This is a genomic window from Sessilibacter sp. MAH3 (assembly GCF_054658275.1).
Genome location: NZ_BAAGIE010000005.1, coordinates 1 through 12,468, shown reverse-complemented (window position 1 = coordinate 12,468; position 12,468 = coordinate 1). Strand labels below are relative to the sequence as shown.

Sequence of the window (12,468 nt, the reverse complement as noted above, 5' to 3'; positions counted from 1 at the left end):
GCTAATGCCATTGAGAAATCAATCACTATTCACGTAAACTCCTGATCGAGTAGAGGACAATAAAACCGTACTGGTTCAGTGCGCAAAACTAACGGAGACATTTTGTGGGAAAACAAAGTAGCGGAATCGATACGGTAGAATTTCGAAATACACTTGGAAAATTTGCTACCGGAATTTGTGTTGTCACCACAGATACGGCCGATGGCCCAATTGGAATGACCATCAATTCATTTTCGTCGGTATCTCTCGAACCCGCACTTATATTATGGAACATCCAAAAAAGTTCTGAATGCTTTCAAGCTTTTGATACTGCCAACGGCTACGCCATTAGCATTTTAAGTGATCAACAAATGGATATTTCCAATCAGTTTGCACAACGCGGCTCGCATTTACTGAATAAAGACCAATACATTTTAGGTGAATCTGGCCAGGCAATTTTAAAAGACGCACTAGCTACCATGGAATGCTCAATTTGGGCAAAATACGAAGGCGGAGATCACATTATTTTGGTGGGCGAAGTTGAGAAATTTTCTGCTGCCGAAAGCGGCGAACCACTGATATTTTTCTCCGGCGCGTACCGTTTTTAAATACGTAGCCACAACTATTTTTGGTGATTTGCGTTTATTCAAAAAAGCGAAAAGAATAAACGCAACGCAATGGCTAAAAATATCACCGCACTGATTCGCTGTAGCCAAAAATCAAAGCCAGAACTTTTCACCGCAAAGCGTCGTAAAACACCGGCACCCACCGCAATACCACCAAACACTACCAATGTCACTGCGATAAATAGAATTCCCAACAAAGCCAATTGCAGTGTTGTAGACAAGTCACTTTCTACTTGAACAAACTGCGGTAAAAAAGCGATAAAAAATATTACCACCTTGGGATTAGAGATATTTAAAATAATACCGCGGCGATAAAACGCAAAATCAGACATCATCGACTCGGACGGATTAACATCAATACCCCTTTTGAGGTCTGACATTACTGAAGCAGATCGTGATTTTGGCCAACTGAGATAAGCCAGATACAACAAATAACAAGCACCTAATATCGCAATTATTTGCCACACCAATTTATTTTCGCCGACCAACTCCCCCAGTCCCAACACCACTAAACTGGTATGTACAATTAAGCCCGTACATAAGCCCAGCGTGATCAATAAACCTGCTTTCAGGCCATGACTCAATGCATGACTAAAAACAAACAGATTATCCGGCCCCGGTGCGAGCGCTAGCATTGTACTGGTGAAAATAAAAAGACTGAGCATAGATTAGTAATGTAATTTCGTGGCTGAAAGATCATTAATAGAATTCTTAGAAGAATAAAATCCTGTAAGAATGTCTAGAAAGCTTTGATATGTATTCTAGGAAACTCCGATTAACCGATAGTTTCCAGCGGCACAAGGATGTGTCGCCAATGTCAAGAACGATAAGTGATTGGCATTGTGAATCGCACTGTCAATTTCTGTCCTCTGATACATTCAATTCAAAGATATTTTCGATTAACTATTATCCAAATTAACCCAAATTTTCTACACCAATGTCCACCCATTTAAGTGTAATGATTGCTCATATTTTTTTGATTCGTAGCCAACATCAATAACCGTTGATCCATCTCCCATTGCTATATAAAAAATCCTATATAAAAAACTCTCAGAAGATATACGATCAAAAATGGAATGTTTGTGTAAAAGTGCTCTCTGAATATAGCTGTAACATTCCCAGTTAAACTTGCGAGAACTTAGCAATTATGATTGAGAAAATCGATAAAAAACCCAGCTACTCTTAAAACCTGTCTATGAAGACAATTGAAGATCATTCGTCGCTATGGGTTATCGGTAAAGATTTCACCGAGAGTCCATGCAAGCCCAATTGACTTGAGAGTAACGCCCGAGAGAATTTATGCATCCCCCACATTTGAGAGCTATTGAGTTGCTGCGAACCCTAATGCGGCAAACATCCCCGAAACGAACACTGCACAGATTGTTGATATCGACACTCGCCTTAACAAGCTTGACCCTGATGGCTTGCTCAAACGGAGAAACACGAGTTGAATCTGGCAATCGGGATGGAATTTTTCATGTTGAAAACTCTGCTGAACCACAAAGCATTGATCCTCACGTCAGTACCGGTGTACCCGAAAACAACATCATTTTGGCCCTATTTGAAGGCTTAGTCAGTAAAGATCCCGCCGACCTCACGCCTGTACCCGGTATTGCCGAACGTTGGGAAATCAGCGAAGACGGTAAAACCTATCTTTTTTATATTCGTGAAAATGCCCGCTGGTCAGACGGCGAACCTATTACCGCTCACGATTATGTTTGGTCATGGAGCCGTTCGTTAAATCCACAGATGGCCAACGAATACGCTTATATGTTATTTCCATTAAAAAATGCCGAGCCATATGCTACCGGAAAAATGGATAACTTTGATGAAGTGGGCGTACACGCAATCAGCGATCGAATCTTAAAAGTTGAACTCGAAAACCCCACCGATTATTTTTTACAATTACTCGACCACCACTCAACCTACGCTGTACCTAAACACACCATTTTAAAATACGGTTCAAAAACCGATCGTTTCTCTAACTGGACTCGGCCCGGCAATATGGTGTCTAGCGGGCCCTTTCGGTTAAAAGAATGGGATATTTACAAAGTATTAAAGGTAGAGAAAAACCCGTATTACTGGGATAAAGACACCGTGTCTTTAAATGAAATTCACTTCTATCCCATCGAGAATTTCTCAACAGCCGAGCGTATGTTTCGCGTTGGCCAAGTCCACAAAACCTTCGAAATTCCACTCAATAAAGTCGATGTCTATCGCAAAGAAAATCCCGAAACATTACGAAATGAGCCTTACATTGGCACCTATTACTATCAATTTAACGTAACTAAACCACCCTTTGACGACGTGAGAGTACGGCGCGCGCTGTCGCTAGCCATTGACCGCGAAGCCATTAATCATTCGGTAATGTTTGGCGTTGTAGAACCTGCATACACTCTCACGCCACCCGGTGCCAGTGGTTATGAGCCACCAAAGCTGATCAGCTTTGATCCTGAAGAAGCTCGACGATTGCTCGCCGAAGCCGGTTATCCCAATGGTGAGGGCTTTCCTGAAGTAGAACTGCTCTACAACACCAACGAATCACACCGTAAAATAGCCGTTGCCGTACAACAAATGTGGAACGAAAACCTGAATTTAAATATTCAGTTATTAAATCAAGAATGGAAAGTGTATCTCGCCAGCCGTAACAACCTCGATTACGACATTGCCCGCGCTGGCTGGATTGGCGATATTGTTAATCCAATTAACTTTTTAGATTTAGGACTTTCAAGCAACGGTAACAACCGCTCCGGCTATAACAATCCTGCCTATGATGAATTAATTCTAAAAACCATTCCCGAATCGGCTACCAAAGAAGAACGTTTGGCGAATTTTGCAAAAGCCGAAGAAATTATCTTAAACGAAATGCCTTTTGTGCCCATTTATACCTACAAAACTAAGTATTTGCTCGATCCTAGCGTGAAAGGTTTAACCCCGAACTTTATGGATTACTACAGCTATAAACACGTCACACTAGGAAATTAATCACCATGTTACGTTTTATTTTTACTCGATTACTGCAAGCAATACCGGTATTGCTGGTGGTAATCACCGTTACTTTTTTCTTGGTGCGATTTGCACCGGGCGGCCCATTCGACGGCGAACGCAAGGTCGATCCTTCGGTATTGAAAGCATTAGAAGCACAATACAATCTCGATCAACCGTTAATCACTCAATATTTCTCGTATTTAGGCGATTTGGTTCAAGGCGACCTTGGCCCTTCGTTTAAGTATCCGGGTCGTTCTGTTAACGAATTAATTGGTGCTGGTTTTCCTATCACCGCAGAATTAGGTATTTACGCGATTTTAGTGGCTCTTGCCATTGGTGGCTGTGCCGGTGTGCTGTCGGCGCTTAAACCTAACAGCACCCGCGATTATGTTTCTATGTCGGCAGCGATGATTGGTATTTGTATGCCAGCGTTTTTATTGGGGCCGCTGTTAATTTTAATCTTTGGTATCTGGCTTGAATGGTTACCGGTCTCGGGCTGGGGTGATTTACCCGGCGATAAAGTACTACCCAGTTTAACCTTGGGCGCAGTGTACGCGGCATACGTGGCCCGTTTAAGTCGCGGCGGCATGCTAGAAGTATTATCACAGGATTATATTCGCACTGCCCGCGCCAAAGGATTACCCGAGCACGTGGTTATTTTAAAACACGGTCTACGCGCGGGTATGTTGCCCGTGGTTGCCTATCTAGGTCCTGCTTTCGCCGGAATTTTATCGGGCTCATTTGTTATTGAGTCGGTCTTTCAAATTCACGGACTTGGCCGATTCTACGTATTGGCAGCATTCAACCGCGACTACACCTTAATTATGGGCTGTACCGTATTTTTGGCTGCTTTAATTATTCTCTTCAATTTATTTTCCGACGTGTTAGCCGCTTACTTAAACCCTCGCCTTCGCAGTCAGCTTGGAGGTAAATCCTAATGACTTCCCAAGCAGAAAACTTAACGAATATCGATCAATTCGAATCTGGACGCTCACTTTGGCAAGACGCTTGGAGCAGACTTAAGCGAAATAAACTCGCCATTATTGGCTTATCACTACTCATCTTCATTGGTCTGGTTTGTATTCTGACACCGTGGATAGCACCCTACAGTTACGAACATCAAAATCTCGCGCTAGGTGCAACACCACCTTCGGCACAGCATTGGTTCGGCACCGACAACCTAGGTCGCGATCTTATGACTCGTGTCATGTACGGCGGTCGTGTGTCTTTGGCGGTTGGCTTAATCGCCACAGCGGTGGCCTTGACTATTGGTGTGACTTGGGGAGCCATTGCCGGATACACCGGTGGTAAAGTCGATACCATCATGATGCGTTTGGTCGACATTATTTACGCTCTACCTTTCATGATTTTTATCGTGTTATTAATGGTGGTTTTTGGCCGATCTTTGCTGTTGTTGTTCTTAGCGATTGGCGCGGTCGAATGGTTAACCATGGCGCGTATTGTGCGCGGTCAGGTGCAAACGCTAAGACAGCTCGAATTCGTTGAGGCTGCTATTTCGATTGGTTTATCCAAAGCAACCATTATTCGTCGTCATATTATTCCCAATGCCTTGGGGCCAGTTATCGTTTACACCACCCTCACCATTCCAAACGTAATGCTGCTGGAAGCCTTTTTAAGCTTCTTAGGATTAGGTATTCAGCCACCGCAATCATCGTGGGGCGTGCTTATTTCTAACGGCGTAGAAGGCATGGAAGAATATCCGTGGCTATTAATTTTTCCGGGTTTAGCACTGTCGATTGTGCTGTTTTCTTTGAATTTCTTGGGTGACGGATTGCGTGACGCCCTTGATGTACGTGCGTCTAAAGATTAAGGGGTGATCCGTGGCATTACTTTCTATTGAAAACCTCGCGGTGAGCTTTTATACCCGCAACGGTATTACTCGCGCCGTGCAAGACATTAGCTTCTCGGTGGAGCTCGGCGAAACCCTAGCCATTGTTGGTGAGTCTGGCTCTGGTAAATCGGTGAGTTGTTATTCGATGTTGGGATTAATTCCCTGCCCGCCGGGAAAAATAGAATCCGGCAAAGCATTATTTGACGGTGTTGATTTGCTCAATTGCAGCGACACAAAATTACGAGAAATTCGCGGCAATAAAATCGCCATGATTTTCCAAGACCCAATGACCTGTTTAAACCCGTATTTAACCGTGGGTGAACAACTGGTCGAACCGTTGATTTATCATAAAAAACTCTCCCGTGCCGAAGCCAAAAAGAAAGCCATTGATTTAATGACTGAAGTAGGAATTCGCACCCCGGAAGAAAATTTTGATGCTTGGCCCCATGAATTTTCGGGCGGTATGCGTCAGCGCGTGATGATTGCCATGGCACTCATCGCCGAGCCGCAATTATTAATCGCCGACGAACCCACCACAGCACTTGACGTAACCATTCAAAAACAAATTCTCGATTTAATCGCCGATATTCAGAAAAAACGGAACATTGGTGTTATTTTTATCAGCCACGATTTAGGTGTTGTGAAAAACCTAGCCGATAAAGTTATCGTGATGAAAACCGGTCAAATTGTCGAGCAAGGCACCGCGCAAGAAGTGTTATCAAATCCCAAACACGAATACACACAAAAATTATTGGCGGCAATTCCGTCAGGTGCAAAAGATACCCCTCACCACAACAATGCAGATTCGCAGATTTTGGTGCAGGTTAAAAATTTGGTAACCGACTTTAAAGTCAAAGGTAATGTTTTCCGTGCGGTTAACGACGTTAGCTTTAACATTTACTCGAAAGAAATATTAGGCTTGGTTGGTGAATCCGGCTCGGGCAAATCGACCATTGGTCGCAGTATTTTACGTTTGGTGAATGCTAGCGGCGGCTCAGTAACCTATCACGGTGAAGAGCTGCTCAATAAAAATGCGCAACAAATGAAACCTTTGCGCCGCAAAATGCAGATGATTTTCCAAGATCCCTATGCATCGTTAAATCCACGCATGACCATTTACGATACATTGGCAGAACCGATGAAATTACACGGCATTGCCAAAGGCGCAGAATTAAATCAGGCGGTCTTAAAATTAATGGATGACGTTGGCCTTGCCCGTGCGTTTGTGCGCAAATATCCCCACGAATTTTCTGGTGGCCAACGACAACGCATTGCTATTGGCCGTGCCATTGCGACAAAACCAGAATTTATTGTCGCCGACGAACCCGTCTCGGCATTGGATGTAACAATCCAAAAACAAATTTTAGAATTGATTGGTTACTTAGTAGATAAACACGAATTAAGCATGTTGTTTATCTCCCACGACCTTGCCGTTGTTCGCAAGCTGTGCGACCGCGTTATTGTGTTAAAACACGGTGTTTTGGTGGAGTCTGGCGAAGTGGAAACACTTTGGCAAAATCCGCAGCACGATTACACTCGCGATTTGTTACAAGCGGTTATGCACTAAAAATAAATTAATATTTAAAGAAACCTCTGATTAACTCTTCCCTGATTTAAATCAGAGGACAGAAATTGAAACGGAAGTCGAAAATGCGATTTCCGTTTCAATACGAATTCAATCACCTATCGTTTATTAACGTTTATTCGATCGAAATCAACACTCCTGTAATAGCGACATTAACCAATTTTTTCGGTTAAAACTCACAACTATATTTGTGAGCTTTACTCGCGATATCGGTAATCTAATGCGATTATTCAACGGCTACTGGCGCTCATCATTACTGTTAAATACATCGTTTTGAAGGCTTTCTCTAGATGTAATTCATTCGATTTATATCACATCTAACATTCTTATAGCTTCAGTCGTAACAACGGTAAAAACACCGTAACAATCTTATGGAACACATCCTTGTGTCGCGAGAAACTCTAGGTTAATCAGAGTTTCCTTATTTTTATAAAAATTAAAATCTGATTTAGGCTTTTACAAGTAAATCTCTGTTGACTGCATATCTGCCTCAGCTCAAGAAAAAAACATAAAATTGTACAGGTTTATGCATTCCAAAATTCATATATTAATACCCCTATAAACCGCTGACTCGTTTAGACAGAACCGATTAAAATAGATTTTTTCAATTAATATGGGAGGTTATTAACGATTAAAACACTGAAGGGATAAGATCATAAAATCTGACCAAACGTTTCAGATTTATTGGAAACACCAGTTTTAACATGAAACATTAGTCTTTTATTTTTAACACTAAAGTATAAAATGATGTAACACTATCTGCCTAATCGATCCTGTTATTTCAATTTGAAATATTTATCAAAACATGAATTCTGATAATTTTTTAAGAAGTAAATTTGTTGTCGGACAATTGGTTTTTCATAAACTGATGAACGAAAAAGCCGTTATTTTCGATGTAGACCCCTATTTCTCGAAGGATGACGATTGGTACCAAGAGATGGCGACCAATCAACCGGCTAAGAAACAACCTTGGTATCACGTACTGGTCAACAACACGTTGAATTGCGCTTATGTGGCGGAAGAAAATCTTGCTATGCCACCGGACAAAGAGCCTATCTTGCATCCGCAAATTTTTGACTATTTCACCAGCTACTACGATGGCTATTACCGCCTGAAAATGTTGGCTAATTGAGCGAAAGCCTCTACCATTCGGGTTTACTCGTCTTTCATTCTAAAAGTGTCGTCTAAGCCTGTGTTCGAAAGCCATCGCCACGCCTATTTAAAAGCATTAGGCATTGAAAACTACATGCCTCGTTGGCAACTGCCGGGAGCGCCGATAAGCCCGCAATGCGAGTTTATTGTGCCTGAGCACAACGCTGACGATATTACCGATACAGCGCTACCAGTGCAGGCTTCGGCGCTTATTGAGTCTGCGATAGCCTCTACTGTTTCTGCATCTGCAACGATCAGCAAGCGTACAATTACCGAATCACCGATTCATACAACCTCGTTAGAATCGAAACCGGCTGTTAAGCAGCACGCTGAAATCGGCGATATACAATCTCCCAAATTAGACGTAAGACCTACTCTTAAGGAAAATTTCGAGCAATCAAAGCCTCGAATTCAGCAAGCCAACACCACCAATACATCGATTAAGCCTGCAACTAAAAGCGAATCAGCACGTCGGCAAAATGTACGTTTCGCGTTGAATTTTTGGCGAGTGTCTGATGATCTTATGGTTGTTGATTCTCGCCATGCAGAGCTGGCATTGCCCACCGAAAAACTCTTGGTAAACCTGCTTTTTGCCTTGGGTTTTCCTAAAGAGTTACCCAAAAGTGAAATCATTCGCTGGCCGGTTATTGAAGCACCGCATCAACCTCAAGATGCCAACGCGGCAAGAGACACGCTCAACGCGTTTATGGATGAAAAGTTTTTGTTAGATCCGGGCAAATATATTTTGCTGATGGGCGAAGACGCCGCGACCTACTTGCTGGACTCCGATACATCTTTTGCTGACAAACTCGGCAAACAATACCCAATGAGCGCGTTTTCGCTAACAGCCATTGTTACCCCTAGCCTCTGTGATCTGCTCCAAAATCCGAGTTTAAAGCGTGACACTTGGAACGCCGTGCAAGTACTGCGACGATAAAAAGACAACCACCATGACTGACTCGACGTTATCGCTGCGACCAATGCGCGAATCCGATATAGACGCTGTGTACGAAATTGAATGCGCTAGCCAATTTCATCCTTGGAGCAAGCAAGAATTTTTAAACTCGTTAAAACCGCATCGCCGCGCTTGGGTGATTGAGCAAGATAGCCAAGTCTGCGCCTTTGCTGTTTTTGGTTTACTTGCCGGTGAATGCGAGCTGCTGACCATTGCCTGTGCAGCCAATGCCCGAAGAAAAGGCTTTGCTAAGACACTCATCGAGCATGCCTTCAAGGAGATTAATCCGGAATCAATTTTTTTGGAGGTTCGAGCAAGCAATACCAGCGCACAAGCACTTTACGAACAACTCGACTTTCACGAAGTAGGACTGAGGAAAAATTATTATCCCGCAGAGAATAATAAATTCGAAGACGCGTTGATTATGGTTTGGCAAAATCCAGAAGCCGAATTGACGCTTTAAACTCAGAGTATTACTGGCGCCTTAACCCCAGAAAGTTGAAGCTTATGATGCTATGGCATCGAACGAAATATTTTGGAAATTAGCTTTGGTGGAAGCCCAGAAGACTTAGGCCTTCTAGACTCAACCCGGAAGTTAGACCAGTCGCTACAACACCCGAACAAACTGCACTCACACCATTTGTTACTGCTGCAATGCCGTGCTTTATATTTTGTCCTAGTATTCCCATAATACCACCTTCACTCTGAATTAATGCATTTGAAATAAACCAATTACTAACGTAATTTAAAACAAAGATTACGACAGTGAGCGCAGTTATTATGTTCATAGTGTCGAGATTGGGTATCGAACCCACTACTTCCACCAAAACTAACTGTTAAAGAATTATAAATATCCAGACAATGTATCAATATTCTCCAGTGGCTAACAAATAAATCCAGCAAATCTATCTACCCATTAAGCACAAGCCGCCTAGAAAGGCGCTCGCTTATAATTACGATATTCCGGCTTCCAGAAATTCTTTTCAACGCGCTCGTCGATCTCTGCATCGGTTACCTCTGTGCTTACGCCATCTAATATTGCTTGACGATAAACAGCCTTGGCAATGACCGGGCTGATACTGCGACTGTCGGCAATGGAGGGTAATAAGGCGCCAGAACCTCGATTTGCTAAGGGCGACAAAGACGCTAAAGCGCGAGCCGCAGCCTTGATCATGCCGTCGGTAATGCGACTGGCCATGCTGGAAATAACACCAAGCCCTAAACCCGGAAAGATAAAGCTACTGCTGCACTGGGCGATCTCAAACAGCTCGCCAGCGTGATTGACCGGTGGAAAGGCAACACCGGTTGCAACGATGGCCTGGCCACGTGTCCAGCGCAGAAGGTCGCGAGGCTCTGCTTCAAGCCCCGAGGTTGGATTCGATAAAGGCATGATTACCGGCTGATCGCAGTGTTCATGCATCTTGGAAACGACGGCCTCCGAAAATAATCCGGGCTGACTCGAAACACCAATCAAAACACTCGGCTTGGCATTAGTGACCACATCGATCAAGCCAATAGCATCGGTATTTTGGGTTTTCCAGCCTTTTAACGCCGCCTTAGATTGAGCAAAAGGCGACTGAAAATCTTGCAGATTCGCCATCTTATCTTGCAAGAGACCCCAGCGATCGACCATGTAGATTTTCGCGCGCGCCTGTGACTCTTTTAAGCCTTCAGACACCATCTCTTCAACCAATAGCTCGGCGATATTACATCCCAAAGGCCCGGCACCGAGAATACAGACGGTTTGCTCGCTAAGCTTTTGGTTTTTATAGCGGCTAGCGGCAATTACCGAGGCAAGTGTCGCAGCAGCAGTGCCTTGGATATCGTCATTGAAGCAGCAAAGCTTGTCTTTGTAGCGATTCAAAATATAGGTGGCGTTGGTTTGCGCAAAGTCTTCGAATTGCAGCAAGGCATTAGGCCAGCGGCGTTTTACCGCGGCTACAAACTCGTCGATAAATTCGTCGTATTCGTCGCCGGTAATGCGACGGTGACGCCATCCCATATACAACGGATCATTGATTAACTTTTCATTGTTACAACCTGCGTCTAGCACCACCGGCAGAGTATAGGCGGGGCTGATACCGCCACAGGCCACATAAAGCGATAGCTTACCAATGGGAATACCCATGCCGCCGATACCTTGATCACCCAAACCTAGAATTCGCTCGCCATCGGTGACCACAATGGTCTTTACATTGTGTTTAGTCGCGTTTTGCAAAACGTCGTCGAGATTATCGAGATCTGGATACGAAATGAACAAGCCGCGGTGGCGTCGATAAATATGGGAAAACTGCTGGCAAGCCTGCGCAACCGTGGGTATGTAGATGAGTGGAATGATTTCTTCGAGGTGATCAACCATCAAACGATAAAACAGAGTTTCATTGGTATCTTGAATATTGCGCAGATAAATATGTTTACTGATATCGGAAGTGAACGTATTGAGCTGTTCGTATGCGCGCTCTTTTTGCTCTTCAATGGTTTCGATGGTGTGCGGGATTAAACCGACCAAATTAAAGTGTTCACGCTCGGTTTGCGTAAAAGCACTGCCTTTATTCAGCAGCGGCGTATCTAATAATGCGGGACCGGCAAACGGCACGTAAAGTGGTCTCTGTTTCATTCTGAGCCTTGCTAAAGAAACCTGTGATAAAAGAATTACCTAAAAACAGTATGCCTAGAATTCTACCTGTTTTTTGCAGTGATGGATGCAATTGTTTACCCGTTTTGTGTATAAAACGAAACTAATTCGCCTCTAAATATACCAAGGTATATAACAGAAATTTTTTCGATCACGGTCAAATTTTCAGTAACAAAAAAAATAAATCTGTTTTGATCACTTGAAATTAACTTTGATCGGACTTAGTTTTAGTAATGCAAGTGAAAACAACAAGAGGAATCATTATGCAAATAGAAATTTCTGGTCACCACATCGAAGTTACCGAAGCTATGCGCAACAACGTTGAAGAAAGACTCCAGCGCCTTGTTAGCCACTACCCTTCCCTCGATAAAATTTCTGTTTTCCTCACCGTCGAACGCAAAGAACAAAGTGCCGAAATAACAGCCCAATATATGGGCGCACAAGTTGCAGTAAATGCAAAAGATCACGATCTTTACGCAGCAATTGCTGCAGCTGCTAAAAAAATGGATTCCGCATTAGGTCATCGTAAAGGCCAATTGCATGCCAACGATAAACACAAACCAGCCGCATAATTAATTACCATGTTTTACTAAATTACCCACGCGGTAATTTAGTAAAACGCGGTTTCAAGTAATAACTGCAATTTCATAACGCAGCGAGTAAATCAACTCGCTGTCCCATAAATAATTCATTAGG

Annotated in this window: 12 protein-coding genes; 9 read left to right on the top strand and 3 right to left on the bottom strand. The window is 43.3% G+C overall.

Going from position 1 to position 12,468, the window contains the following annotated elements; all coding sequences use genetic code 11:
* The first annotated feature begins 104 nt into the window (after nt 1-104).
* Complete coding sequence (locus ACYQ2C_RS04490) at nt 105-587, top strand: flavin reductase family protein (protein WP_460049612.1); 483 nt, start codon at nt 105-107, stop codon at nt 585-587.
* A gap of 38 nt (nt 588-625) precedes the next feature.
* Here ACYQ2C_RS04490 and ACYQ2C_RS04485 read toward each other — a convergent pair whose 3' ends face one another.
* Nucleotides 626-1,270, bottom strand: coding sequence for a LysE family translocator (locus ACYQ2C_RS04485; RefSeq protein WP_460100173.1), 645 nt, complete (start codon nt 1,268-1,270; stop codon nt 626-628).
* Between the two features lie 754 nt (nt 1,271-2,024).
* On the opposite strand from ACYQ2C_RS04485, the gene ACYQ2C_RS04480 reads away from it, so the two are divergent.
* The 7 genes from ACYQ2C_RS04480 (at nt 2,025) to rimI (ending at nt 9,600) form a co-directional block, all read left to right on the top strand.
* On the top strand, nt 2,025-3,590 hold the full coding sequence (locus tag ACYQ2C_RS04480; RefSeq protein ID WP_460049610.1) for a peptide ABC transporter substrate-binding protein: 1,566 nt from the start codon (nt 2,025-2,027) through the stop codon (nt 3,588-3,590).
* A 5-nt stretch (nt 3,591-3,595) separates the two neighbouring features.
* The gene (locus ACYQ2C_RS04475; protein ID WP_460100169.1) at nt 3,596-4,531 is read left to right on the top strand and encodes an ABC transporter permease; all 936 of its coding nucleotides are present in this window, start codon (nt 3,596-3,598) and stop codon (nt 4,529-4,531) included.
* A complete protein-coding gene (locus ACYQ2C_RS04470) occupies nt 4,531-5,424 on the top strand; it encodes an ABC transporter permease (RefSeq protein WP_460049608.1) in 894 nt (297 codons plus the stop codon). Before ACYQ2C_RS04475 ends, ACYQ2C_RS04470 begins: the two co-directional genes overlap by 1 nt.
* A gap of 10 nt (nt 5,425-5,434) precedes the next feature.
* Nucleotides 5,435-7,012: an ABC transporter ATP-binding protein gene (locus ACYQ2C_RS04465; RefSeq protein ID WP_460100165.1), complete on the top strand. Its 1,578-nt coding sequence runs from the start codon at nt 5,435-5,437 to the stop codon at nt 7,010-7,012.
* Between the two features lie 823 nt (nt 7,013-7,835).
* The gene (gene hspQ, locus ACYQ2C_RS04460) at nt 7,836-8,162 is read left to right on the top strand and encodes a heat shock protein HspQ (protein WP_460049606.1); all 327 of its coding nucleotides are present in this window, start codon (nt 7,836-7,838) and stop codon (nt 8,160-8,162) included.
* A gap of 60 nt (nt 8,163-8,222) precedes the next feature.
* On the top strand, nt 8,223-9,119 hold the full coding sequence (locus ACYQ2C_RS04455; RefSeq protein WP_460100161.1) for a hypothetical protein: 897 nt from the start codon (nt 8,223-8,225) through the stop codon (nt 9,117-9,119).
* Between the two features lie 13 nt (nt 9,120-9,132).
* Nucleotides 9,133-9,600: a ribosomal protein S18-alanine N-acetyltransferase gene (gene rimI / locus ACYQ2C_RS04450; RefSeq protein WP_460100158.1), complete on the top strand. Its 468-nt coding sequence runs from the start codon at nt 9,133-9,135 to the stop codon at nt 9,598-9,600.
* A gap of 79 nt (nt 9,601-9,679) precedes the next feature.
* On the opposite strand, the gene ACYQ2C_RS04445 is transcribed toward rimI, so the two are convergent.
* Nucleotides 9,680-9,826, bottom strand: a complete 147-nt coding sequence (locus ACYQ2C_RS04445; RefSeq protein WP_460049603.1) for a hypothetical protein — start codon at nt 9,824-9,826, stop codon at nt 9,680-9,682.
* 242 nt (nt 9,827-10,068) lie between these two features.
* Nucleotides 10,069-11,754, bottom strand: a complete 1,686-nt coding sequence (locus ACYQ2C_RS04440; protein ID WP_460100154.1) for an NAD-dependent malic enzyme — start codon at nt 11,752-11,754, stop codon at nt 10,069-10,071.
* Between the two features lie 281 nt (nt 11,755-12,035).
* Here ACYQ2C_RS04440 and hpf point away from each other — a divergent pair, with 281 nt between their 5' ends.
* Nucleotides 12,036-12,344, top strand: coding sequence for a ribosome hibernation-promoting factor, HPF/YfiA family (hpf, locus tag ACYQ2C_RS04435; protein WP_460049601.1), 309 nt, complete (start codon nt 12,036-12,038; stop codon nt 12,342-12,344).
* The last annotated feature ends 124 nt before the right edge of the window (nt 12,345-12,468 follow it).

Excerpts from the sequence above, each read along its gene's own strand:
- ACYQ2C_RS04485 (WP_460100173.1), bottom strand. The coding sequence starts at position 1,270 with ATGCTCAGTCTTTTTATTTTCACCAGTACAATGCTAGCGCTCGCACCG.
- ACYQ2C_RS04480 (WP_460049610.1), top strand. The coding sequence starts at position 2,025 with ATGGCTTGCTCAAACGGAGAAACACGAGTTGAATCTGGCAATCGGGAT.
- ACYQ2C_RS04475 (WP_460100169.1), top strand. The coding sequence starts at position 3,596 with ATGTTACGTTTTATTTTTACTCGATTACTGCAAGCAATACCGGTATTG.
- ACYQ2C_RS04470 (WP_460049608.1), top strand. The coding sequence starts at position 4,531 with ATGACTTCCCAAGCAGAAAACTTAACGAATATCGATCAATTCGAATCT.
- hspQ (WP_460049606.1), top strand. The coding sequence starts at position 7,836 with ATGAATTCTGATAATTTTTTAAGAAGTAAATTTGTTGTCGGACAATTG.
- rimI (WP_460100158.1), top strand. The coding sequence starts at position 9,133 with ATGACTGACTCGACGTTATCGCTGCGACCAATGCGCGAATCCGATATA.
- ACYQ2C_RS04445 (WP_460049603.1), bottom strand. The coding sequence starts at position 9,826 with ATGGGAATACTAGGACAAAATATAAAGCACGGCATTGCAGCAGTAACA.
- ACYQ2C_RS04440 (WP_460100154.1), bottom strand. The coding sequence starts at position 11,754 with ATGAAACAGAGACCACTTTACGTGCCGTTTGCCGGTCCCGCATTATTA.
- hpf (WP_460049601.1), top strand. The coding sequence starts at position 12,036 with ATGCAAATAGAAATTTCTGGTCACCACATCGAAGTTACCGAAGCTATG.